Annotated in this window: 21 protein-coding genes; 15 read left to right on the forward strand and 6 right to left on the reverse strand. The window is 68.5% G+C overall.

Going from position 1 to position 22,506, the window contains the following annotated elements:
* The first annotated feature begins 622 nt into the window (after positions 1-622).
* The 3 genes from AC07OD_RS24755 to AC07OD_RS24765 all read left to right on the forward strand — a co-directional run bounded on the left by AC07OD_RS24755 (position 623) and on the right by AC07OD_RS24765 (position 3,164).
* Positions 623-1,423, forward strand: a complete 801-nt coding sequence (locus AC07OD_RS24755; RefSeq protein ID WP_494598274.1) for a carbon-nitrogen hydrolase family protein — start codon at positions 623-625, stop codon at positions 1,421-1,423.
* Positions 1,420-2,049, forward strand: a complete 630-nt coding sequence (locus tag AC07OD_RS24760) for a DJ-1/PfpI family protein (protein WP_494598275.1) — start codon at positions 1,420-1,422, stop codon at positions 2,047-2,049. The genes AC07OD_RS24755 and AC07OD_RS24760 overlap by 4 nt, the downstream gene beginning before the upstream one ends.
* Positions 2,050-2,165: 116 nt before the next feature.
* The gene (locus AC07OD_RS24765; protein ID WP_218293683.1) at positions 2,166-3,164 is read left to right on the forward strand and encodes a GlxA family transcriptional regulator; all 999 of its coding nucleotides are present in this window, start codon (positions 2,166-2,168) and stop codon (positions 3,162-3,164) included.
* 253 nt (positions 3,165-3,417) lie between these two features.
* Here AC07OD_RS24765 and ppk2 read toward each other — a convergent pair whose 3' ends face one another.
* Positions 3,418-4,332, reverse strand: a complete 915-nt coding sequence (ppk2, locus tag AC07OD_RS24770) for a polyphosphate kinase 2 (protein WP_218341856.1) — start codon at positions 4,330-4,332, stop codon at positions 3,418-3,420.
* A gap of 169 nt (positions 4,333-4,501) precedes the next feature.
* Here ppk2 and AC07OD_RS24775 point away from each other — a divergent pair, with 169 nt between their 5' ends.
* Together AC07OD_RS24775 and AC07OD_RS24780 are read left to right on the forward strand one after the other, a co-directional pair.
* Positions 4,502-5,551 carry a transporter gene (locus AC07OD_RS24775; RefSeq protein ID WP_218293681.1) on the forward strand — a complete coding sequence of 350 codons (1,050 nt, stop codon included), beginning with the start codon at positions 4,502-4,504 and terminating at the stop codon, positions 5,549-5,551.
* Positions 5,552-5,612: 61 nt separating this feature from the next.
* A complete protein-coding gene (locus tag AC07OD_RS24780) occupies positions 5,613-6,482 on the forward strand; it encodes a plasmid replication/partition related protein (protein WP_218341858.1) in 870 nt (289 codons plus the stop codon).
* Here the strand turns inward: AC07OD_RS24780 and AC07OD_RS24785 are convergent.
* Positions 6,479-7,321 (reverse strand): SirB1 family protein, encoded by an 843-nt coding sequence (locus AC07OD_RS24785; RefSeq protein WP_218293679.1) that lies wholly within the window; start codon positions 7,319-7,321, stop codon positions 6,479-6,481. The genes AC07OD_RS24780 and AC07OD_RS24785 overlap by 4 nt on opposite strands.
* Before the next feature lie 84 nt (positions 7,322-7,405).
* Entirely contained in the window at positions 7,406-8,971 is a 1,566-nt protein-coding gene (gene murJ, locus AC07OD_RS24790) for a murein biosynthesis integral membrane protein MurJ (RefSeq protein WP_218293678.1), read from the reverse strand.
* Between the two features lie 211 nt (positions 8,972-9,182).
* Here murJ and rpsT point away from each other — a divergent pair, with 211 nt between their 5' ends.
* Both rpsT and AC07OD_RS24800 read left to right on the forward strand, forming a co-directional pair.
* Positions 9,183-9,482, forward strand: coding sequence for a 30S ribosomal protein S20 (gene rpsT, locus AC07OD_RS24795; protein WP_218293677.1), 300 nt, complete (start codon positions 9,183-9,185; stop codon positions 9,480-9,482).
* A 188-nt stretch (positions 9,483-9,670) separates the two neighbouring features.
* On the forward strand, positions 9,671-10,864 hold the full coding sequence (locus AC07OD_RS24800; protein WP_218341860.1) for an AAA family ATPase: 1,194 nt from the start codon (positions 9,671-9,673) through the stop codon (positions 10,862-10,864).
* Between the two features lie 102 nt (positions 10,865-10,966).
* Here the strand turns inward: AC07OD_RS24800 and AC07OD_RS24805 are convergent, their stop codons facing one another.
* On the reverse strand, positions 10,967-11,299 hold the full coding sequence (locus AC07OD_RS24805; protein WP_218293675.1) for a DUF3579 domain-containing protein: 333 nt from the start codon (positions 11,297-11,299) through the stop codon (positions 10,967-10,969).
* Between the two features lie 269 nt (positions 11,300-11,568).
* Between AC07OD_RS24805 and AC07OD_RS24810 the strand changes: the two genes are divergently transcribed.
* From AC07OD_RS24810 to AC07OD_RS24820, 3 genes are all read left to right on the forward strand, one after another.
* Positions 11,569-12,765: an aspartate aminotransferase family protein gene (locus AC07OD_RS24810; protein WP_218293674.1), complete on the forward strand. Its 1,197-nt coding sequence runs from the start codon at positions 11,569-11,571 to the stop codon at positions 12,763-12,765.
* 23 nt (positions 12,766-12,788) lie between these two features.
* On the forward strand, positions 12,789-13,709 hold the full coding sequence (gene argF, locus AC07OD_RS24815; protein ID WP_369641792.1) for an ornithine carbamoyltransferase: 921 nt from the start codon (positions 12,789-12,791) through the stop codon (positions 13,707-13,709).
* A gap of 175 nt (positions 13,710-13,884) precedes the next feature.
* Positions 13,885-14,565 (forward strand): HD domain-containing protein, encoded by a 681-nt coding sequence (locus tag AC07OD_RS24820; RefSeq protein ID WP_494598276.1) that lies wholly within the window; start codon positions 13,885-13,887, stop codon positions 14,563-14,565.
* 7 nt (positions 14,566-14,572) lie between these two features.
* Here AC07OD_RS24820 and AC07OD_RS24825 read toward each other — a convergent pair whose 3' ends face one another.
* Together AC07OD_RS24825 and AC07OD_RS24830 are read right to left on the reverse strand one after the other, a co-directional pair.
* Positions 14,573-14,947: a copper-binding protein gene (locus AC07OD_RS24825; protein WP_369641790.1), complete on the reverse strand. Its 375-nt coding sequence runs from the start codon at positions 14,945-14,947 to the stop codon at positions 14,573-14,575.
* A complete protein-coding gene (locus AC07OD_RS24830; RefSeq protein ID WP_494598277.1) occupies positions 14,935-16,902 on the reverse strand; it encodes a S9 family peptidase in 1,968 nt (655 codons plus the stop codon). Before AC07OD_RS24830 ends, AC07OD_RS24825 begins: the two co-directional genes overlap by 13 nt.
* A gap of 134 nt (positions 16,903-17,036) precedes the next feature.
* Here AC07OD_RS24830 and AC07OD_RS24835 point away from each other — a divergent pair, with 134 nt between their 5' ends.
* The 5 genes from AC07OD_RS24835 to kynA all read left to right on the forward strand — a co-directional run bounded on the left by AC07OD_RS24835 (position 17,037) and on the right by kynA (position 22,353).
* Positions 17,037-17,693, forward strand: coding sequence for a response regulator (locus tag AC07OD_RS24835; protein ID WP_218293668.1), 657 nt, complete (start codon positions 17,037-17,039; stop codon positions 17,691-17,693).
* The gene (locus AC07OD_RS24840) at positions 17,690-19,120 is read left to right on the forward strand and encodes a sensor histidine kinase (protein WP_494598278.1); all 1,431 of its coding nucleotides are present in this window, start codon (positions 17,690-17,692) and stop codon (positions 19,118-19,120) included. The genes AC07OD_RS24835 and AC07OD_RS24840 overlap by 4 nt, the downstream gene beginning before the upstream one ends.
* A gap of 258 nt (positions 19,121-19,378) precedes the next feature.
* Complete coding sequence (kynB, locus tag AC07OD_RS24845) at positions 19,379-20,038, forward strand: arylformamidase (RefSeq protein ID WP_218341866.1); 660 nt, start codon at positions 19,379-19,381, stop codon at positions 20,036-20,038.
* A 92-nt stretch (positions 20,039-20,130) separates the two neighbouring features.
* Positions 20,131-21,441, forward strand: a complete 1,311-nt coding sequence (gene kynU / locus AC07OD_RS24850) for a kynureninase (RefSeq protein ID WP_494598279.1) — start codon at positions 20,131-20,133, stop codon at positions 21,439-21,441.
* Positions 21,442-21,459: 18 nt separating this feature from the next.
* On the forward strand, positions 21,460-22,353 hold the full coding sequence (gene kynA / locus AC07OD_RS24855) for a tryptophan 2,3-dioxygenase (protein WP_218341868.1): 894 nt from the start codon (positions 21,460-21,462) through the stop codon (positions 22,351-22,353).
* The last annotated feature ends 153 nt before the right edge of the window (positions 22,354-22,506 follow it).

The raw sequence follows: 22,506 nt of genomic DNA on the forward strand, positions 1-22,506 counted from the left end.
CGTCAGATTTGGATAAGAGACAGGCCCCAGCCCGCGCGGCGACTGGCGCCGCCAGCGGCACCGCCGCCTTGCGCCGCACCGGGCGCGCGGGCCGTGTCGCGCGCACCAGGGCCTTCAGGTTGCGCTGGTACGCCCGCGTCAGCGCTGACAGGGAGAACAGGCGGGAGCGTGGGGCCATGGTGTGCTGGTGTGGGGGAATAGAAAAAAAATGAAGGACGGCAAACAAACGGCGGTGGGGCGTGGCCAGTGCAGGCGGTGGGGCGCCCCACAAAACAAGGGAAAACCCTAACCACCATAACAGCATCTGGCCTCCCGCGCACGAAACTCTCAATTTGATAGCTGGAACCCCTTGTCCTTCCAGCGTGGCAGGCCATTTCCTCGGACTTTCCAGAGCCCTTGGGCACCTTGCCGGCATCCACGCGGCAGGTGTCGCCCGATATATGGCGCAAATTGATCGAAACCTGTCCCATCGAGTTCGGACACATCCAGTACCCGCAGGCACCATGAGCGCTGCAAGATACCCGCCGCAGAAGCAGGCCTCTTGAGATTTGTCCGATAGTGATCGGCACCGCACCCTTGCCCGCCCGCTTCCACCCTGCCCATGCCACGAGGATCCACCGCCATGCGCGCCACCGTCTGTGAACTTCCCTGCCAACCCGCGCTGCTGGAGGCCGCCTGGGCCGCCCTGTGCGCGCACACCCGCGCCGAGCGGTCCGGGCTGGTGCTGCTGCCCGAGTTCGCGTTTGTCGAACCCCTGTGGGAGACCCTGCCCCCCGAACCCGCCCGTTGGGATGCCGCCGTGGCGCTGAGCGACGCCTGGCAAGCCCGCCTGCACGCGCTGGACACCGACTGGGTGGTGGGCGCCCGCCCGGTCACGGTGGGCGGACAGCGCTTCAACGAGGGCTTTGCCTGGTCGCGCCAGGGCGGCTACCTGCCGCTGCGGCGCAAGTTCCACCTGCCCGACGAACCCGGCGGCTGGGAGGCGCACTGGTTCGAGCGCGGCGACGCCGCCTTCCCCCGCCTGCAGGCCGGTGCGCTCGGCTTCGGGCTCAATATCTGCTCCGAACTCTGGGCACTGGACACCTACGGCGCCTATGCCGCGCTCGGCGGCGTGCAGGCCATCCTGTCGCCGCGTGCCACGGCGGCGGCCACCACCGCCAAATGGCTGGCGGTGGGCACCGTGGCCGCCGTGCGCACGGGGGCCTACAGCCTGTCGTCCAACCGCGTGGATGCCGCCGCCGGTACCTATGGCGGCGCGGGCTGGGCCATCAGCCCCGACGGCGCCCTGCTTGCGCGCACCACGCCCGCACAGGCCTTTTGCACAGTGGACCTGGACTTGCAGGCGGTCGCCGCCGCGCAGGACACCTACCCGCGCTACGTCTTCTCCACCCCCACGCCACCCCAGCCCGCCACCGCACCATGACCGAAGCCACCCTTGCCCCCCATCCGCTGAAGATCGCCATCCTCGTCTTCGACGACGTGGAGGCCCTCGACCTCGCGGGCCCCTACGAGGTGTTCACCACCGCCACCCGCATGCAGCAGCGCCTGCGGCCCGGCGCACCCGTGCCCTTTGCCGTGCAGTGCGTGGCGCGCGGCATGCAGCCGGTGCAGGCGCGCGCCGGCCTGCGGGTGCTGCCCGATGCCGACTTCGCCACCGCCGTGGCGCCGGACGTGCTCATCGTGCCCGGGGGCGTGGTCGATGCAGCCGCCGCCTGCGCCCAGACGCGCGCCTGGGTGGCCCGGGCCGCGCGCGGCGCGCGGGTCACGGCCTCGGTATGCACCGGCGCGTTCATCCTGGCGGCGGCCGGCGTGGTCATCGAAGGGCCCGTCACCACGCACTGGGAGGACATCGCGGACCTGCGCGCGCAGTTTCCCGCGCTCAACGTGCAGGAGAATGTGCGCTGGGTGGACCGGGGCGCGCTCGTCACGTCTGCGGGCATCAGCGCGGGCATCGACATGAGCCTGCATCTGGTCACGCGCCTGGCGGGCTCGGCGCTCTCCCAGCGCACCGCCCGCCAGATGGACACGCCCTGGAATCCCGCGCCCTGAAGGCCGCCCGTGCCGCCCCGCCCCCTCTCCCGCCGGGGCCTGGCAAGGCCGGCTCCGGGGGCACGGGCCCCGGCCGTGCCGGTTCTCAAGGCCGCGGACGAAGCAAGGAAACACTGATGCAGGACATGCCACCCGCCCCCATCCACGTCTATTTCGCGCTGCTGCCCGGCAGCCTGGTGCTGGACTGGGCAGGCCCCGCGGAGGCGCTGCGCATCGCCAACCAGACGCTGCGCGCACGGGGCCTGCCCGAGCGCTTCGTGCAGCACTTCGTGAGCCCCACGCCCGAGTCCATGACCTCCGTGGGCGTCGCGCTCACGGGCCTGGCGCCGTTGCCCGAGGTGCTGCCCAGCCCCGCCTGGGTGGTGCTGGTGGGCCTGCCGGGCCGGCGCATCGACGTGGGCCACGGCGAGGCCCAGGCGCTGCTGCACTGGCTGCGCGGCCTGCGCCCGGTGGCCGGGCAGCTCGAGCTGGTCACCGTGTGCGCCGGGGCGGTGCTCGCCGCGCATGCCGGCCTGCTCACCGGCCGGCGCGCCACCACGCACCACCTGCACCTCGACGAACTGGCCGAGGTGGACCCGCGCTGCGACGTGGCCGCCAACCGCGTGTTCGTGACCGACGGGCCCATCTACACCAGCGCGGGCGTCACCACCGGCATCGACCTGCTGCTGCACCGCATCTCGGACCTGTGCGGCCCCACCGTGGCCGTGCAGGTGGCGCAGGCGATGGTGATCGGGCTTCGCCGGGGCCCGGACGACCCGCAGTTCTCGCCCTTCCTGCACCACCGCAACCACCTGCACGCCGCGCTGCACCGCGTGCAGGACGCCGTGGGCCAGCAACCCCAGGCCGACTGGAGCGTGCCCGCCATGGCGGAGGTGGCACACACCTCGCCCCGGCACCTCACAAGGCTGTTCCTGGAGCATGCGGGCATCGCGCCGCTGGCGTACCTGCGCCGCATCCGACTGGCCACGGCCGAAGCGGCCCTGCAGTCCGGGCGCAACGTCACCCAGGCCGCGCAGATGGCGGGCTTCAGCTCCGACACGCAGCTGCGCCGCGCCTGGCACCAGTTCGGCCGGGGCGGCACGCCGTCCCAGGGCACGGCGCGGCGGCCCCACTGAGAAGGAACACACGGGAGAACACTGTGCGGCGTGGCATGGCCAATCAACAAGGGCCCTGCCCCGGCCACACGGACACCGCCGTGCCAGAGTCCCCTCGCGAAGGCGCTGCAGGAGCGGGATGTGGTCCCGACGGTCCAGAGGCTCAGGGGTGCGGCGCCGCAGTCCTGTACTTGAGGCTTTTCTGGCCTCCAGCGCTTGATGGGAAAGCGCTGACAGCTATATAAATAATAGCAATCATCTTACCCCGAGGGCTTCAGTACGCCTCGGGCACGTACATCGACGCGGGCACCGGCTGGCGCAGGTACTCGGGGTTGCGCACGCGGTCGGGCAGCACCACCGCCGGATGCGGCACCTCCTGGTAGGGCAGCTGCGACAGCAGGTGGGCGATGCAGTTCAGGCGCGCCTTTTTCTTGTCCACCGCCTGCACCACCCACCAGGGCGCCTCGGGGATGTGGGTGCGCTCCAGCATGGTTTCCTTGGCCTTGGTATAGGCCTCCCAGCGCACGCGGCTTTCCAGGTCCATGGGGCTGAGCTTCCACTGCTTGAGCGGGTCGTGGATGCGCCCGAGGAAGCGCAGGTGCTGCTCCTCGTCGGTGATCGAGAACCAGTACTTGACGAGCGTGATGCCCGAGCGCACCAGCATCTTCTCGAACTCGGGCACCGTGCGGAAGAATTCCTCGTATTCGTCGTCGGTGCAAAAGCCCATGACCCGCTCGACACCCGCGCGGTTGTACCAGCTGCGGTCGAACAGCACCATTTCGCCGGCGGCGGGCAGGTGCGCCACATAGCGCTGGAAGTACCACTGCGTGCGCTCGCGGTCGTTGGGCGCGGGCAGCGCGGCCACGCGGGCCACGCGCGGGTTCAGGCGCTGGGTGATGCGCTTGATCACGCCGCCCTTGCCCGCCGCGTCGCGCCCCTCGAACAGGATCACCACCTTCTGGCGGCTGTGCTGCACCCAGTCCTGCAGCTTGACGAGCTCGCCCTGCAGGCGGAACAGCTCCTTGAAGTAAAGCTGGCGCGCCAGCTTGTCCGTGGGCTGGGGGGCGCCGAGATCGTCCACGTTGCGGTCCTCGATCTCCAGCTCCAGCTCTTCGTCGTAGCTGTCGATCAGGTCGTTGGCGATGCGCTGCATCAAGTCCTGGGTGTCAAGGGTGTTCTGGTGAAACATGGGCAACCGATCCGTGCAGGCAAATAGACAGAGAGATGCGCCATCGTGGCGCCGGCAGGTGACAGTGTTGTGACATCGGCGTGATCTGTCACGGCGCTGTCACGCCCGCGCGCCAACATGCGGCGGTGCCAGCCTGTCTCCCTCCTTTCCGCCGCGCGCCCTCTTTGCCGTGAATGCCCACCTGAACTACGGCGGCGATGCCGCCGGGCTGATCTGCGGCTATCTGCTGGATGCCGACGCACCCCCGCGCGAAGTCGATTCGGCGCAGGCCGCGCAGTGGCTGAGCGCGCTGCGGCATCCGCCAGCCACGGGCACCGCAGCGCCGCAAGCGGAGCACGCCACCACCTTCCTGTGGCTGCATTTCAACCTGAGCCACGCGCAGGCCGTGCGCTGGATGGAGCGGCACGCCGGCCTGCCCGAGGCCTTCTTCGATGCGCTCAAGGACCGCTCGGTATCGACGCGCATCGAGCGCGACGACGACACGCTGATCGCCGTCCTCAACGACGCGCACTTCGACTTCGCGTTCGAGCCCTCGGACATCGCCACGCTCTGGACCAGCGTGGCGCCGCGCCTGATGGTGACCGGGCGCACGCGGCCGCTGCGCTCGGTGGATGCGCTGCGCACGGCGGTGCGCAGCGGGCAGGCGCCGCGATCCAGCGTGGCCCTGCTGGCCGAACTGATGCGCACCCAGGCCTCGGGCCTGGTGGACATCGTGCGCGGGGTGACCCAGCGCATCGACGACGTGGAGGACGAGCTGCTGGCCGGCCGCCTGGACCACAAGCGCGCGCGGCTCGGGGTGCTGCGGCGCCTGCTCGTGCGCCTGCAGCGGCTGCTGGCCCCCGAGCCCGCCGCGCTGTTTCGCCTGCTGCAGCACCCGCCCGCATGGATGGGCGCGGACGATGCCCAGGAGCTGCGCGACTCCACGGAGGAATTCTCGGTGGTGCTGCGCGACATGCAGGGCCTGCAGGAGCGCATCAAGCTGCTGCAGGAAGAGATCGCCGCCAACGTGCAGGAAGCCAACAGCCGCAGCCTCTTCGTGCTGACGGTGGTGACCGTGCTGGCCCTGCCCATCAACATCCTGGCGGGGCTGTTCGGCATGAACGTGGGCGGCGTGCCGCTGGCGGACAACGGGCACGGTTTCTGGATCATCGTGGCCGTGGTGGCCGCCTTCACGGCGGTGGCGGGCTGGCTGGCGCTGCGGGACACCCGCGATCGGTAGGTGCGGGCCCGGGCATGTCTACAATCGCGCCCCTTGCCCTGCTCCCGGACCGCTTTCCACCATGAACATCGTCGTCAACGAAGAACTCAAAGCCTATATCGAACCCCTGACCCCCGACGAGCACGAGGCCCTGGAGCGCAGCATCCTGGCCGAGGGCTGCCGCGACGCGCTGGTGCTGTGGGGCGACGTGCTGGTGGACGGCCACAACCGCTACGGCATCTGCCAGAAGCACGGCCTGCCCTTCCAGACGGTGCAGAACCCGCGTTTCCAGTCGATGGAGGACGTGCACCTGTGGATGATCGACCAGCACCTGGGGCGCCGCAGCGTGTCGGACTTCCAGCGCGGTGTGCTGGCCCTGCGCAAGCGCGAGATCATGGCCGAGCGCAAGGCGCGCGCCCCGGAGCCTTCGGAGTCACCCGACACCCTGGCCGCGGACGCCCCGGCGGCGCCCGAGGCCACTGCCGCCCTGCCCGCCCCCGATCCGCTGGCCAGCCGCGAGGCCATCGCCCGGGCCGCGCGGCTGAGCAGCAGCCAGGTGGTGATGATCGAGAAGATCCAGAAGCAGGCCGCCCCCGAGCTGGTGGCCGCCGTGAAGTCCGGCACCATTTCCATCAACGCCGCCGCCGCCGTGTCCACGCTGCCCGCCGAGGAGCAGGTGGCGGCCGTCGCCGCGGGCAAGGATGAGCTCAAGCAGGCCGCCAAGCGCGTGCGCGAACTCAACAAGCGCAAGCCGCGCGACGAAGCGCGTTCAGAGGAAGAAGAAAAGGAAGAAAAGGCCGCGCCACAGCCGGGCACGGGCGCCGAGGGAAGTGCCGACGAGCTGCAGGCCCTGCGCCACCGCGTGGCGGAACTCACCGCCGAGAACACCGAGCTGCGCCGGCAGCTGGCACAGCTACGGGCCGACCAGCCCGCGCACAGCGCGCCGTTCTAGCCGCGCAGTGCGTTGAGGCGGTCGGCAATCAGGTCGATGTCCAGACCGTCTTCGGCATGGGCCAGATAGGCCTGCAGGTCGGCCACGGCCTCGGCGGTATTGCCCCGCTCGGCATGGGCCAGCCCCCGGTCGCGCCGCTCGCCCCAGGCCTCGGGCAGCAGCACGATGAGCCGGTCGAGCACGGTGATCAGGCGCTGCCAGTCCTGCTGGGTGCGGTGCACCTCCTTGAGGTTGCGCAGCATGCGCGCGATGATGTCGCGCGGCGTGGCCGCCTGGAGGTACAGGCCCAGCGGCACATCGTAGTCGTCCACCAGGCCATTGCGTCGCTTGTAGGGCTCCAGCCGCTCGGCCAGTTCCTCGCGGCTGAGCGACTGGCCCGAGATCGGGTCGAGCACCACCTGTCCTTTGGGCAGCAGCACCTTGACCATGAAGTGCCCGGGGAACGCGATGCCCCGCGCATGCAGGCCCAGGCCCTGGGCCAGCTCCATCCACAGCACGGCCAGCGAAATCGGGATGCCCCGGCGCGTGCGCAGCACGGCGTTGAGGTAGCTGTTCTCGGGGTCGTAGTAGTTGTTGACGTTGCCGCCAAAACCCAGGTCGGCGAAGAAGAACTGGTTGAGGGTGCGCAGGCGCTGCAGCGCGGGCGCATCGGCGGGCAGGCGGCGCTTGATGCGGGCGAGCAGCTGGTCCATGTCGCCCAGCAACTGCTGCACATCCAGTTCCGGGTACTCGTCGTGGGCCAGGCTGGCCGCGGCCTCCAGCAGCGGAAAGTGGTCGTCGCTCTGCACCAGCGATGCAAAGTACTCCAGCGAGGTGGGCACGGAATAGCTCAGGGACATATGGCAGGGTTGTAAGTGCCGCGCCGGCCTGCGTCAAGCGACAGAAGGCACCGCTTGGCAGCACATTTGCGGCCTTTGCCGCCGTCAGCGCCGCAGCAGCTGGCGCAGCTTGAGGCCGGCCGCCCACAGCGCGCCGAAGTACAGCACGGCCGCCGCAGCCATGAGCCCGGCCAGCAGCCCTATGCGCCGAAGGGTCTGCCCCTTCATCGCCACCCAGTCGAAGTGCTGCGCGCCCCACGCCAGCAGCAGGGCCAGCAAGGCGCTCGCGGCGATCACCTGCAGGGCGAACTTGCCCCAGCCAGGCAAGGGCCGGTAGCTGCCGCGCCGCAGCAGGCCGATCAGCAGCCAGGCGGCATTGACGAGGGCCCCGATGCCGATGGTCAGCGTCAGGGCGGCGTGCTGCAGGTAGCGCACCAGCACCAGGTTCATCAGCTGCGTCAGCACCAGCACCGCCACCGCAATGAGCATGGGGGTGCGCATGTCGTGCTTGGCATAGAAACCGGGCGCCAGCACCTTGATGGCCACAATGCCCACCAGGCCCACGCCATAACCCGTGAGTGCCAGGGTGGTTTGGCGCACGTCCTGGTCACCAAAGGCCCCATAGTGGTACAGCACCGCCACCAGCGGCTCTGAAAAGACCAGCAAGGCCACCATGCAGGGCACCGACAGCAACACCACCAGGCGCAGCCCCCAGTCAAGCATGGCCGAATACCTTTCGTCGTCCTGCTTGGCGCGGGCGCTGGCCAGCTGCGGCATCAGCACCACCCCCAGCGCCACGCCCAGCAGCGCGGTCGGCAGCTCCATCAGCCGGTCGGCGTAGGTGATCCAGCTCACGCTGCCGGTGGCCAGGTGTGAGGCGATCTGCGTGTTGATGAGCAGCGAGACCTGCGCCACGCTCACCCCCAGCAGCGCGGGCAGCATCAGGCGGATCACCTTGCGCGTGGTGGGGTCCGACCAGGCGGCCCGGATCGCCGCCCAGCGCACCCCGATGCGCGGCAGCAGCCCCAGGCGCGCCAGCGCGGGCACCTGGATGGCCAGCTGCAGCAGCCCCCCCACCATGACCCCGGCGGCCTGCGCGTAGATGGGCTCGATGCCATGACGGGCGAACCAGGGCGCCCCCAGGACGATGGAGAGAATGAGCGCGATGTTGAGCAGCACCGGCGACGCCGCGGGCACCGCGAACTTCTTCCAGGTATTGAGAATGCCCCCCGCCAGGGCCACCAGCGACATGAAGCCGATGTAGGGGAACATCCAGCGCGTCATGGTGACGGCGGCGTCAAAACCCTGGGGCGACTGCTGGAGCCCGCTGGCCATGCCCCACACCATCCAGGGGGCGCCCAGCACACCGGCAATACACAGCAGCACCAGCGTCCATGCGAGCAAGGTGCCCACATGGTTGATCAGCGCCCGGGCCCCTTCGTCGCCCTCCTGGGCACGGGTGGCGGACAGCACCGGCACGAACGCCTGGCTGAAGGCCCCTTCGCCGAGGACCCGGCGAAACAGGTTGGGAATGCGGAACGCCACATTGAAGGCGTCCGTCATGGCGCTGACCCCGAAGACCGAGGCCATGAGCAGCTCCCGCACCAGCCCGGTGATGCGGGAGACGAGGGTCAGGAGGGAGACGGTGGAGGCGGCTTTGAACAGTGACACCGCAAGAAGTGTAGCCCCCCTGTGCCGCTGCGCGCCGTCCCCCAGGAGCGTCTCCCAGGGAGGCCGCACCCGGTGGCCTGGCAGAGCCGGTTCCACGGGTGCGCAGGCGATGGCAACGCGCCGGCAGCAGCCGCCGTGACCACGGTAAGTGGCTCTGGGCTATAATCGCGGGCTTTGCTGGCATCATCCTCAGACTCAAGGAATCAAAACCATGGCATCCGCTAAACCCAAGAAGAAGAACCCGCGCCTGGCGTCGGGCCGCAAGCGCGTCCGTCAGGACGTCAAGATCAACGCTGCGAACACCTCGCTGCGCTCCAAATACCGTACCGCTGTCAAGAACGTCGAAAAGGCTGTTCTGGCTGGCGACAAGACCAAGGCGACCGAACTGTTCGCCAAGATGCAGGCCGTGGTCGACACCGTGGCTGACAAGGGCATCTTCCACAAGAACAAGGCTGCTCGCGACAAGAGCCGTCTGTCCGCCAAGGTGAAAGCCCTGGCCCTGGCCGCCTGACCCACTTCAGGCAAACAGCCCGAACGGCATCCGCCGTTCGCCGTTTGTAACGGGTGCGCTGCCAGCAAAACGAACAAACCGCCTTCGGGCGGTTTTTTCGTTTCTGGATGCAAATGGCGCGCCCCGTCTCTTTACGATAAATTATTGAAGAACCATAATTATTGGAATTTCATAAAAACCAATAAACCATGACCTTCCGGCGAACCGCCCTCGCGCAGGAGATGGCCACGCAATTGCTGCGGCCCTCGTTTCTCGACACGTCGCTGCGCTCGGGCCTGTTCCTGGCGGGGCAGCGGCGCGTGGGCAAGACCACCTTCCTGGCCACCGACCTGATCCCCGCGCTGGAGGCCCTGGGCGCCATCGTGGTCTATGTGGACCTGTGGAGCCAGCCCCAGGCCAACCCGGCCGACCTGGTGCACGAGGCGATCCGCAAGGCCTTGAAGGAGCTCCAGACGCCGGGCTCGGCCATCCTCAGGCGGCTCAAGGATGTCTCCAGCGTCGATGCCGGCGCGGCGGGGTTCAAGTTCGGGTTCAAGCTCTCCGATGTGGGCAAGGAAAAAGGTGTGAGCCTGGCCCAGGCGTTCAAGGAACTGATCGACCAGGCCCGCACGGACGTGGTGCTCATCATCGACGAGGTCCAGCACGCCCTGGGCAGCGCCGACGGCGACAACATGCTGCACGCGCTCAAGGCCGCGCGCGACGCCATCAACACCCGCCCCGGCACGCCCGGCTATTTCCTGTTCCTGGGCACGGGCTCCCACCGCGCGCGGGTGCAGGAGCTCACGCTCAAGGGCAACCAGGCGTTCAACGGCGCGGTGACCAACGAGTTTCCGGTGCTGGGCCGGGACTTCATCGACTACGTGCTGGAGCAGGTCCGCCCCCAGCTCGGGCCCATGCTCCCGGCCCCGGATGTCGCGGAGGCGGCCTTCAAAAGCATGGGGAGCCGGCCCGAGGAGCTGATGAAGGCCCTGAACATCCTGCGCAGCCTGCCGCCGGACGCGCGGCCCGACGAACATCTGCCGACCATCGCCCAATCGCTGGGCGCGGCCGCGGCCGACGTCGAACTGCAGAAGGTGGAAGCCATGGGTCCCCTGGCCGAGGCCGTGTTCTCGCGCATCTGCAGCATCGGTGGCGACGTCAAGGGCGTGTTCACCGCCGACGCCCTCAAGGCCTACGCAGCGCAGATTGGCCGCGAGGCCACGGCCCAGGAGGTGCAGGGCGTGATCGGGATGATGACCTCGGCCAACCTGCTCATGCGCGTCCGGCACGGGCACTACGGGGTGACGGACCCGTTCGTGGAGAAGGCCTGGATGGCCAGACTGCGGTCGGACCAGCTCCTGCGCGCCAGCCCCGCACCGGATCCTGACCACGGCGCAGCGTGATCGCAAAACACTGAACGGCGGTGGAACCGCGGCCCCGGAAGTGGCCGGCCACGCCACGAAAGACGCTCCGCACCTGCCGGCGCAGGCGCATCGGGGGAAAGGTCAAGGCCTGGCGGAAGGCGCCGGGGGCGGGTCTGGCAACAGGCAGGCTTCGGCCACCTGCAGATTGTTGTCCCGTGCGAAGTTGATGACGAAGTCCCAGGCCATGGGTTCGTGGTCGCGCAGGTCGCGGTGCACCACCACGCACTTCACCCCGTTGAGCGTGGTCGGAATGCACCAGGGCGAGTAACTCAGATGGCTGCCGGGCCGCGCTCCGCCCGGGCGAAAACTGCTCATCACCCCGGCCAGCCGCTCGGCCCAATCACTGGGGCGAAAGGTCTTCCCGTCATGGGTAATGCCCTGGATGAAGACTTCTTTGGAGGTGGGGGAAACCATCGGGATTGGAGTGGTAGTGGGGCGCGGCCAAGGCAGGATCACTGCATGCTGCACCGCAACGCGCATTCTAACTCTTATATAAGAGCTGGGACCCTAATCCACATGCTGGACTCCGGATCAGGCTCCGAAACAGCGTGGGCCGCGCCGCATTGCAGTAATGCGCAATCGTCAACAGCCGTTCATCGTGCTCCCCCTAGAATCGTGCTTCGCTTTCTCGGGCTTCGATCCCTCAAGGGCAGCCCATCACCGTACCGTCAGGAGATTTCTGCATGACCGCCACCACCCCGGCAGCTTCGCCCCACGTGATGAACACCTATGGCCGCGTACCCATCGCGCTGGCCCGTGGCCAGGGCAGCCGAGTCTGGGACGTGAACGGCAAGGAATACCTGGACGGCCTGGGCGGCATCGCCGTGAACACCCTGGGCCACAACCACGCCAAGCTCGTGCCCGCGCTGCAGGACCAGATCACCAAGCTGATCCACACCTCCAACTACTACCACGTGCCGCTGCAGGAACAGCTCGCGGCCAAGCTGGTGGAGCTGTCGGGCATGCAGAACGTGTTCTTCTGCAACTCGGGCCTGGAAGCCAATGAGGCGGCCCTGAAGATCGCCCGCAAGTTCGGCGTGGACAAGGGCATCGCCAAGCCCGAGATCGTGGTGTACGAGAAGGCCTTCCACGGCCGCTCCATCGCCACCATGTCGGCCACGGGCAACCCCAAGATCTACAGCGGCTTCGGCCCGCTGGTGGAAGGCTTCATCCGCGTGCCGCTGAACGACATCGAAGCCATCAGGAAGGCCACCGAAGGCAACCCCAACGTGGTGGCCGTGTTCTTCGAGACCATCCAGGGCGAAGGCGGCATCAACCCGATGCGCATCGAATACCTGCAGCAGCTGCGCAAGCTGTGCGACGAGCGTGGCTGGCTCATGATGATCGACGAAGTGCAGTGCGGCATGGGCCGCACCGGCAAGTGGTTCGCCCACCAATGGGCGGGCATCGTGCCCGACGTGATGCCCCTGGCCAAGGGCCTGGGCTCGGGCGTGCCGATCGGCGCGGTGGTGGCCGGCCCCAAGGCCGCCAACGTGCTGCAGCCCGGCAACCACGGCACCACCTTCGGCGGCAACCCGCTGGCGATGCGCGCCGGGGTCGAGACCATCCGCATCATGGAAGAGGACGGCCTGCTGCACAACGCCGTCACCGTGGGCGACCACCTGCGCGCGGCGCTGCAGCGCGAGCTGGGCAGCCTGCCCGGCGTGAAGGAGATTCGCGGCCAGGGCCTGATGCTGGGCATCGAGCTTGCCAAGCCCTGCGGCGCGCTGATTGGCCGCGCGGCCGAGGCGGGCCTGCTGCTGTCGGTCACGGCCGACAGCGTGATCCGCCTGGTGCCGCCGCTGATCCTCACCACCGCCGAGGCCGACGAGATCGTCGCCAAGCTGACCCCGCTGGTCAAGGCCATCCTGGCCGAATAGGCCCGCCGCGATACATTGCATCCATGAAACATTACCTGCAGTTCAACGACCTCACCGCCGACGAATACGCCTACCTGTTCGAGCGCGCCGCGCTCATCAAGAAGAAATTCAAGGCCTACGAAAAGCACCACCCGCTGGTGGACCGCACGCTGGCCATGATCTTCGAGAAGGCCAGCACGCGCACGCGCGTGAGTTTTGAAGCCGGCATGTACCAGTTGGGCGGCTCCGTGGTGCACCTGACCACGGGCGACAGCCAGCTGGGCCGCGCCGAGCCCATCGAGGACAGTGCCAAGGTCATCAGCCGCATGGTCGACCTGGTGATGATCCGCACCTACGAGCAGGCCAAGATCGAGCGCTTTGCCGCCAATTCGCGCGTGCCGGTCATCAACGGCCTGACCAACGAATACCACCCCTGCCAGATCCTGGCCGACATCTTCACCTTCATCGAGCACCGCGGCGCCATCAAGGGCAAGACCGTGGCCTGGGTGGGTGATGGCAACAACATGGCCAACACCTGGCTGCAGGCGGCATCGCTGCTGGGCTTCAAGGTGCACGTGAGCACGCCGCGCGGCTACGAAGTGGATGAGAAACTGGCCGCTGGCGCAGGCGGAATCAGCGCTGGCAGCTATCAATTCTTTAGCAACCCGCTGGAAGCCTGCCAAGGCGCCGACCTGGTGACCACCGACGTGTGGACCAGCATGGGCTACGAGGCCGAGAACGAAGAGCGCAAGAAAGCCTTCGCCGACTGGTGCGTGGACGCCGAAATGATGGCCGCCGCCAAGCCGGACGCCCTGTTCATGCACTGCCTGCCCGCCCACCGGGGCGAAGAAGTCGAAGCGGACGTGATCGACGGGCCGCAGTCCGTGGTGTGGGACGAGGCAGAAAACAGGATGCACGTGCAAAAGGCACTCATGGAGTACCTTTTGCTCGGCCGGATTGCATGACATGCGATCCGTTGGCGCGCCCGCGCCGGCAGCCTGTTTCGGCGCAGGCTCATGTCCGCACAGCGGACGTGAAGCGGCCGCAGGCCGCGCGCCGAAGCCACAACAGGATGCACGTGCAAAAGGCACTCATGGAGTACCTTTTGCTCGGCCGCGTGGCCTGATCCACTTCTCCACCATGCCCTGGCGCCGCCAGCCCGTCCATGGCGCCGAACTGCAGGCGCACTGGAACGCGCTGGGCCAGTCGCTGGGCCGCGACACCCCCGCCTGGCGCGCCGAGGGCCGGCGCCTCATCCTGGGCTGGGCCCACTGGCCCCGCGCGTACCACGACACCACGCACCTGTGGGCCTGCCTGCGGCACCTGCAGGCCGTGCAGGACCAGCAGCCCGGTGCCCTGCAAGACCCCCATGCCACCGCCCTCGCCCTGTGGTTCCATGACGCGATCTATTGGCCGTGGAGCAAACACAACGAGGAGCGCAGTGCCGACGGGGCCATGCGCTTCCTGCGCAGCCAGAACCTGCCCGAGCCCATGGTCCTGCGCGTGCACCAGCACATCCTCGACACCCGCCACAACCCCGGCGCGCTGGCCGGTGATGCGCAATGGGTTGTCGACATCGATCTGGCCATCCTCGGCCAGATCGACGCGGTCTACCGCCAGTTCGAGCGCAACGTGCGGCGTGAGTACTTCTTCGTGCGCTGGCCACGGTATGCAGTGGGGCGCAGCGCGGTGCTGCAGGGGTTTCTGGAGCGGCCGCGAATCTATGGCACGGAATGGTTCCATGAACGCCATGAAGCGCAGGCGCGCATCAACCTAAGCAACGCCTTGGCAGCCCTGCGAGCGGGAACGCTCTACGCCTGAGCCCCCATCAGTCGCAGGGTTCGAATCGCTTGCACTCGTCAGCAATGTGGATGGCGGTCAGCGTGTTTTCACCGTCCACGCGCCGGGCCTGAAACCTGACCCATGCGCCCTCGGAGATGCCGGCCAGAAGGCTTGCGTCGACGACCCGAAAGGTCTGCGTCGCGAACGGAATCTTCGCGCGGGGCAGCAACTTCAGGCGCACATACAGCTTCTTGCCGCCGCTCCCGCTTTCGCGGTCCACGGACACCACACGCGCCCGCGTGTAGACCGCTTCCGTGGAACCTTGATCAGCCGCCTGCGCGGCGGCGGCGGCAGCGCCAGCACCGATCATCGCCCACACCGTCAGAACCCAGGCACCGCGCGGCATGGTCAAAACGCCCACGCGCCCAGCTGGTAGTAGTCGAACCCACCTGTGCGCCCGCCCAGGCATTGGGCCAGGAAGTCTTCGGTCTTGCGGTACATGGTGAGGTTGTTGCTCCACTTCTGGTTGCCATGGCCGTCGCCGGTGAAGGTGACGTAGTCCACCTCCTTGCCCGCCTTGCGCAGTGCGGCCACCATCCGTTCGGACTGATCCAGCTTCACCCGAGGGTCGTTCACGCCATGCATGACGAGGATGGGCTTTTGCGCATGCTCGGCGCGGTACAGGGGCGACTTGGCATCCATGCGGGCGCGGTCCTCAGGCACGGCCGGATTGCCCACATAGCGATGCCACCAGGGCAGGCCCAGCTCCCAATAGGGCGGCGCGGCCTCCAGCAGCCGGGCGATGTCCGTCACGCCCACCACGTCCACGGCGCAGGCAAAGACCTCAGGGGTAAAGGTCGCGCCGACCAGCGCCGAGTAGCCGCCGTAGCTCGCGCCGTAGATCGCCACGCGCGTCGGGTCGGCCACGCCCTGCTCCACGGCCCAGCGCACGCCGTCCACCAGGTCATCGTGCATGCGTCCCGCGAATTCGCCCCTGGCCTTTTCCATGTGGGCGCGGCCATAGCCGCTGGAGCCACGGTAGTTGACCTGCAGGACGGCATAGCCACGGTTGGCAAGGAACTGCTGCATCGCACGGCTTGTGGCCCCATCGCCCCAGCGGTCGCGCGCCCAGGGACCGCCATGCACCAGCAGCACCATCGGCAAGCTTTGCTGCGCCACGCCCTGCGGCAGCGTGAGGTATCCGTGCACCGTCAGGCCGTCGCGGGCGGTGTAGGTGATGGGCCTGGTCGGTGCCAGGTCCTTGGCAATCAGGCTCAGGCGGTTTTCCCCGAGGAACCGTGGCTCGTGCCCTTCGCGCAGCAGATAGCTGCGCGTGCCGCGGTCCGTGGAGACAGCTACCGTCAACACAGTGTCGGTGCGGTCCATGCTGGTCACGAACACCTCTGCCGACTGTTCGCCCGCCAGTGCGGACAGCCGCGCGGCCAACGCGGGGTCGAACACCTGGCGCGCCGGGTAGCCTGGCATGAAGTTGGCCACCAAAGGCTCGCGCGTTCGGCGGCTCAGCGTTACGCTGTCCAGGTCCACATCGGGCGATGCGAACAACTCATCCTCGGCGCCGGTGATCATGTCGAGCCGCACCAGCGCCAGCTTGTCGCGGCCACGGTTGGACAGAGCCCACGCCTTGCGCCCCTCGTCGTGCAGGCCAAAGATGCTCAGGGTGTCCCAGCGGCTGCGCTGCGCCACGGTGACCCAGCTGCCGGGCTCCGTGCCTGGACGCTCCAGCAGGGCCTCGTCGCCGCGCAACTGCGCGCGCGCCCGCAGCTGGCCACCCGGGTCCACGCCCCACCAGTTGACGTTGCCAGGGTTGGTGGCCAGCAGCACCGGCGCGCCGCCTGCAGCGCTGACCCGGTACAGGTCGAAGACTTTCTTGTCGCGCTGGTTGGAGGTGACGGTGAAGTCGGCAGTGCCCTCCACGGCGTCCACAAAATGCGCCACCGAACGGGGCGCCGGCATCAGCTCGCGCAAGTCCGTGCCGGGGCCCTCCACTTCGCCCGCAAAGATGCGCGTGTTCTCATCGCCCGTGAGGTCGGCCGTGATGCCCAGCCAGCGGCTGTCTGCGCTGAAGCGGATAGATCGGGCCCGGATGCGGAAGGCCTTGGCACTGCCACCGTCGATAGGCTGCACCCAGATCGCGGGCACCACACCATCCACGCCGAACCAGGCGATGCGCTGGCCGTCCGGCGACACCCGGTAACCACCGGTGGACTGCCGGCTGGCCACGAAGTCGCGCACCGGCACCAGATCGGGCAACTGACCGCCCACCAGCGCAGGGTGCGCAGGGCCACTGGCGCAACCCGCCAGCCACAGTGCACACACCGCCAGACCTGCCCATGTGCAGAACCGTTTCATTTGCATGCCACCCGCTCCCGATATTGCTTGTTGATGTGCTTGGGATTGTGAAAGAGCCCAGCTTAAGGCACGCCAAAGAAGGCCCGCCAATCGCGCACGCCACAGGCCGCCGCGCATTGCCAGCCCCCACAATGCCTCCCATGCACATCCTGCTCATCGAAGACGACCTCGACCTGGGCCGCGCGCTGCAGTCCGCGCTGAAGGTGGAGGGCCTGACCAGCGAATGGCTGCGCCGCGCCGTGGATGCGCCGGCCACGGTGGACGCAAACACCATCGACTGCGTGCTGCTGGACCTGACCCTGCCCGACGGCAGCGGGTTCGACCTGCTCGCCCGCTGGCGCGCGCAGGGCCAGCAGGTGCCCATCATCGTGATCACCGCGCGCTCGGCGGTCGAGGACCGGCTGGCGGGGCTGGACGGCGGCGCGGACGACTTCGTGATCAAGCCCTTCGCCACGGCCGAGCTGATGTCGCGCATCCGTGCGGTGCTGCGCCGCAGCGCGCGGCAGGCCAGCGAGCGCTGGGTGCTGGGCGAGCTGGTGGTCGAGCCCCGGCGCCACCAGGCGCGGCGCGGCGGCGAGCCGCTGGATCTGTCGCCGCGCGAGTTCCAGCTGCTGCTGGAGCTGGCGCGCGAGCCCGGCGCCGTGGTGCCCAAGGGCGTGCTCGCCCAGCGGCTGGACCCGCTGGGCGAGCCGGTGGATTTCGGCGCCATCGAAGTGCACGTGTCCAACCTGCGCCGCAAGATCGGGCCGGAGCTGATCCGCACCGTGCGCGGGGTGGGCTATCTGCTGCAGGCATGACCCGCCCCATCTCCCTTCCCCGCAAGCTGCACACCGCCTGGACCAGGCTGGCGGAGCCCACGCTGGTGCGCCGCAGCGTGATCTCGGTCATGGTGGCCTTCGTCCTGGTGTGGGTTGTCCTGCTCGGCTACAACTACGTCAACTACAAGCAGGCCATCACCTATGACCCGGGCCTGCAGAAGTATGGCGACGCGGTGCTGGACTCACTGACCCACCTCACGGACCGTTCGCAAGCCTCCGCCGCTCTGGCCTCGACCGACCACTGGACCAACATCCGCCGTCGCCAGATCGGCCTGCTGCCCGGCACATTGCTGCATGAACTGAAAGACGCCGCCACCGGCCAGCCGGTATTCGCATCGCCCGGGCTGCAACCGTTGACGCCGCCGCCCGCCACGCCAGAAGCGGTGGGCGTGATCACGGAGGCCCGTCTGGGCGGCACCGTCTACCGCATCTACACGGGCCACAATGCGCGCTGGGCCTTGCGGGTGATCGAGCCCAAACGCACGGACTCCAACTTCCTGCAGTACAACGGCCGTGCGCTGGTGCCCTATCTGCTGCTGGCCTCGCCCTTCGTGCTGCTGCCCGTCTGGCTGTCGGTGCGCAATGGCCTGCGCCCCCTGCAGCAACTCGCCCGGCGCATCGCACAGCGCAACACCGACGACCTGAAGCCCGTGGGCTTCAACGCGCGGCACCGCGAGCTCAAGCCGCTGGAACAGTCGCTGGACCACCTCTTCGCCCAGCTGCGCCAGAAGGTCGAGCGCGAGCGGGCCTTCGTGCAGGATGCCGCGCACGAGATCCGCACGCCGCTGGCCGTGATCACGGCGCAGGCCCATGTGATGGCGCGCTCGCAGAGCGAGGACGAACGCACGCAGGCCCAGGCGCACCTGGAGCAGGCCATTGCCCGCACCTCGCACCTGGCGCAGCAGCTGCTGGACCTGGCCGCGCTCGACGAGGCGCAGCGCCCCGCACCGCGCGACCTGGACGTGGCGCAGTGGCTGCGCGCCGCGCTCGCACAGGCCGCGCCGCAGGCGATGGCGCGGCAGATCGAGCTGTCGCTGGACGCTCCCGACAGCCTACCCGCGCGGCTCGACCTGCCCGCCTTCGAATCCATCGCGCACAACCTCATCGACAACGCCGTGCGCTATGCCGAGTCGGGCGGCAGCGTGTCGCTCACCCTGCGCGAGGAAGCCGGCGAGCTCCACCTGGCGGTGCAGGACGACGGGCCGGGCATTCCCGCCGCCGAGCGCAGCCGGGTGTTCGAGCGTTTCTACCGGGGCCTGGGGCATGCCGCCAACGGCTCGGGGCTGGGCCTGGCCATCGTGCGGCAGGCCGTGCTGCGCATGGGCGGGCAGGTGCGGCTGGGGGACGGCCTGAATGGCCGGGGCGTGGGCTTTTTCGTCGGCATTCCCCTCCCGCGCGCTGCCTGACAGGCCCTTCCTGGGCCGCCCCGCCAGGCGCATCCGGCCGCCTGCGGCATCTGCGCAGGGCGCCCGTCCCCCTGCCGGGGGGTTCCAGGCCAGAGACCGCGCCAGCCACCGGGCGCGCACGCGGCACGGGCTGCCGCCGCTGGGGGCAGGGCCGATCTTCCAGGCCTGCCACGCAGATCGTTTAGGCTTCAACAAAATGCGAAAGGTGTTGGAAATAACCGACACCATGGTTTTTGCGGGACATGCAAACTTTGTCCCATGCCAACCAGCCCCTCTTCTTCCACAGCCCGCAGGCTCTGGGACATTTCGCCGCCCGTGCACGCGGGCAGCCCCGTGTTCCCGGGCGATACGGCCTACAGCCAGCAGTGGTGCGCCACCATCGGGCCCGGCTGCCCGGTGAACGTGAGCGCCATCACGCTGTCGCCCCACGTGGGCGCGCATGCCGATGCGCCCCTGCACTACGACGAGCATGGCGCCAGCATCGGCGACGTGCCGCTCGACGCCTTCCTGGGCCCCTGCCGCGTGATCCACGCCATCGCGCGCGGGCCGCTCATCACCTGGGACCACATCGCGCACGCGGTGGACGCCACCCTGCCCCAGCGCGTGCTGGTGCGCACCTACGAACACATGCCAGTGGACCGCTGGGATGGCGCGCTGGCGGCCTACGCCCCCGGCACCATCGAGCGGCTGGCCGACATGGGCGTGCTGCTGGTGGGCATCGACACCGCCAGCATCGACCCGGCGGACAGCAAGACCCTCGACAGCCACCAGGTCATTCGCCGCCGCGGCCTGCGCGTGCTCGAAAACCTGGTGCTCGACGAGGTGCCCGAAGGCGACTACGAGCTCATCGCCCTGCCGCTCAGGCTCGCCACCGCCGACGCATCGCCGGTGCGCGCCGTGCTGCGGCGGCTGGCCTGAACCATCGCATTTTCAAGCCTTTTTGGCCACCACCGCTTGATGGACAAGCGCCAATAGCTATTAAAACAGAAGCAAACCATCCACCTGCCACCATGACCCTCACCGCACAAGACTGCCGCGCCCTCGATGCGCAAGACCCCCTCGCCCCCCTGCGCGGGCACTTCACACTGCCCCCGGGCGTGATCTACCTGGACGGCAACTCGCTGGGCGTGGCCCCCAAGGCTGCCGCAGCGCGCGTGGCCGATGTGGTGACGCGCGAGTGGGGCACGGACCTCATCAAATCCTGGAACACCGCGAGCTGGTTCGATCTGCCCCAGCGCCTGGGCAACCAGCTGGCCCCGCTGATCGGCGCGGGCCCGAACGAGGTGGTGTGCACCGACAGCACCTCGATCAACCTGTACAAGGTGCTGAGCGCGGCGCTGAACATCGCCCGCGAGGACGGCCCGGCGCGCAAGCGCGTCGTGAGCGAGCGCAGCAACTTCCCCACCGACCTGTACATCGCCGAGGGCCTGTGCAAGGAGCGCGGGCTGGAGCTGGTGCTGGTGGAGCCCGAGGAGATCGCCGCCGCGCTGGCCCCCGACGTGGCCGTGCTGATGCTCACCCACGTGAACTACCGCACCGGCGCCATGCACGACATGGCCGCCATCACGGCCGCAGCGCATGCCCAGGGCATCCTGTGCGTGTGGGACCTGGCGCACAGCGCGGGCGCGGTGCCGGTCGACCTGCATGGCGCGGGCGCCGACTTCTCCATCGGCTGCGGCTACAAGTACCTGAATGGCGGCCCCGGCGCACCGGCGTTTGTGTGGGTGCACCCGCGCCACGCCGACCGCTTCTGGCAGCCGCTGTCGGGCTGGTGGGGCCACGCGGCTCCGTTTGCCTTCACCCCCGACTACAAACCCGCAACAGGCATCACGCGCTACCTGTGCGGCACGCAGCCCATCATCAGCCTGTCGGCGCTGCAGTGCGGGCTGGACGTGTTCACGGCCGCGCAGGCGCTGGGCGGCATGGCCGCGCTGCGCACCAAGTCGCTGGCACTCACCGACCTGTTCATACAGCTCGTGGAAGAACGCTGCGCGGGCCACGGCCTGGGCCTGGCCACGCCGCGCGACCATGCCCGGCGCGGCTCGCAGGTGTGCCTGACGCGCGACGAGGGCGCGGGCGTCAACGGCCAGGGCAGCGGCGCCTATGCCATCGTGCAGGCGCTGATCGCGCGCGGCGTGATCGGCGACTTCCGCAAGGGGGACGGCGGCCAGGGCCCGCACAAGGACATCCTGCGCTTTGGCTTCACGCCGCTGTACCTGGGCTTTGAAGACGTATGGAATGCCGTGGAGCACCTGCGCCAGGTGCTGGAGAGCGGCGACTGGCAAAAGCCCGAGTTCAACCAGACGCACGCCGTGACCTGACCGGGAAGGAGATTGACCATGTGCCCCTTCTCGCAAACCCCGTCGCAAGGCGCTGCCGGCGCAGCGTCCGCCACGCCCCTGCCCGAGTCCATCGTGCACGAGGAACGCGCCCAGCTCGACTTCAGCCAGTCGATGAGCTACGGCGACTACCTGCAGCTCGACGCCATCCTCACCGCGCAAAAGCCGCTCTCGCCCGCACACGACGAGATGCTGTTCATCGTGCAGCACCAGACCAGCGAGCTGTGGATGAAGCTTATGCTGCACGAGCTGCGCGCGGCCATAACGCACATCGCCAACGACGAGTTGCAGATGGCCTTCAAGATGCTGGCGCGCGTCTCCAAGATCATGGAGCAGCTGGTGCACGCCTGGGACGTGCTGGCCACCATGACACCGCCCGAATACACCGCCATGCGCCCGTACCTGGGCCAGTCCAGCGGCTTTCAGAGCTACCAGTACCGCAGCATCGAGTTCGCCCTGGGCAACAAGAACCGCGCCATGCTCAAGCCCCACGAGCACCGTGCCGACCTGCTGGCCCAGGTGCAGGCCGCGTACGAGGCGCCCTCGCTGTACGACGAAGCCCTGCGCCTGCTGGCGCGCCGCGGCATCCCCGTGCCCGCCAGCCACCTGGAGCGCGACTGGACCCAGCCCTACGCGGAAAGCGACGGCGTGGAGCAGGCCTGGCTGGTGGTGTACCGCAACCCCAAGGAGCACTGGGACCTGTACCAGCTGGGCGAGGAACTCACCGACCTGGAAGACGCATTCCGCCTGTGGCGCTTCCGGCACGTGACCACCGTGGAGCGCGTGATCGGCTTCAAGCGCGGCACGGGCGGCACCGGCGGCGTGAGCTACCTGCGCAAGATGCTGGACGTGGTGCTGTTCCCCGAGATCTGGAAGCTGCGCACGGACCTCTGAGCAGCGGGGCACGGGCCTGCCAGCACGCAAAAAAGAAGCCTGCCGCCCCCTGGCGGACAGGCCTTCGAGATGCCGGCAGCGCTTTCCACACAAGCGCTGGCAGCTATTATTTTTGTAGTTTTTTCTCCCTTGAGCACGCGTCCCCGTCCAGCC

This window comes from Acidovorax sp. GW821-FHT10E03 (assembly GCF_059415205.1).

Excerpts from the sequence above, each read along its gene's own strand:
- AC07OD_RS24805 (WP_218293675.1), bottom strand. The coding sequence starts at position 11,299 with ATGGTTTCCCCCACCTCCAAAGAAGTCTTCATCCAGGGCATTACCCAT.
- AC07OD_RS24765 (WP_218293683.1), top strand. The coding sequence starts at position 2,166 with ATGCAGGACATGCCACCCGCCCCCATCCACGTCTATTTCGCGCTGCTG.
- AC07OD_RS24830 (WP_494598277.1), bottom strand. The coding sequence starts at position 16,902 with ATGCAAATGAAACGGTTCTGCACATGGGCAGGTCTGGCGGTGTGTGCA.
- AC07OD_RS24800 (WP_218341860.1), top strand. The coding sequence starts at position 9,671 with ATGACCTTCCGGCGAACCGCCCTCGCGCAGGAGATGGCCACGCAATTG.
- AC07OD_RS24835 (WP_218293668.1), top strand. The coding sequence starts at position 17,037 with ATGCACATCCTGCTCATCGAAGACGACCTCGACCTGGGCCGCGCGCTG.
- AC07OD_RS24785 (WP_218293679.1), bottom strand. The coding sequence starts at position 7,321 with ATGTCCCTGAGCTATTCCGTGCCCACCTCGCTGGAGTACTTTGCATCG.
- AC07OD_RS24810 (WP_218293674.1), top strand. The coding sequence starts at position 11,569 with ATGACCGCCACCACCCCGGCAGCTTCGCCCCACGTGATGAACACCTAT.
- AC07OD_RS24755 (WP_494598274.1), top strand. The coding sequence starts at position 623 with ATGCGCGCCACCGTCTGTGAACTTCCCTGCCAACCCGCGCTGCTGGAG.
- rpsT (WP_218293677.1), top strand. The coding sequence starts at position 9,183 with ATGGCATCCGCTAAACCCAAGAAGAAGAACCCGCGCCTGGCGTCGGGC.
- AC07OD_RS24780 (WP_218341858.1), top strand. The coding sequence starts at position 5,613 with ATGAACATCGTCGTCAACGAAGAACTCAAAGCCTATATCGAACCCCTG.
- kynA (WP_218341868.1), top strand. The coding sequence starts at position 21,460 with ATGTGCCCCTTCTCGCAAACCCCGTCGCAAGGCGCTGCCGGCGCAGCG.
- AC07OD_RS24820 (WP_494598276.1), top strand. The coding sequence starts at position 13,885 with ATGCCCTGGCGCCGCCAGCCCGTCCATGGCGCCGAACTGCAGGCGCAC.
- argF (WP_369641792.1), top strand. The coding sequence starts at position 12,789 with ATGAAACATTACCTGCAGTTCAACGACCTCACCGCCGACGAATACGCC.
- AC07OD_RS24840 (WP_494598278.1), top strand. The coding sequence starts at position 17,690 with ATGACCCGCCCCATCTCCCTTCCCCGCAAGCTGCACACCGCCTGGACC.
- AC07OD_RS24760 (WP_494598275.1), top strand. The coding sequence starts at position 1,420 with ATGACCGAAGCCACCCTTGCCCCCCATCCGCTGAAGATCGCCATCCTC.
- kynB (WP_218341866.1), top strand. The coding sequence starts at position 19,379 with ATGCCAACCAGCCCCTCTTCTTCCACAGCCCGCAGGCTCTGGGACATT.
- ppk2 (WP_218341856.1), bottom strand. The coding sequence starts at position 4,332 with ATGTTTCACCAGAACACCCTTGACACCCAGGACTTGATGCAGCGCATC.
- kynU (WP_494598279.1), top strand. The coding sequence starts at position 20,131 with ATGACCCTCACCGCACAAGACTGCCGCGCCCTCGATGCGCAAGACCCC.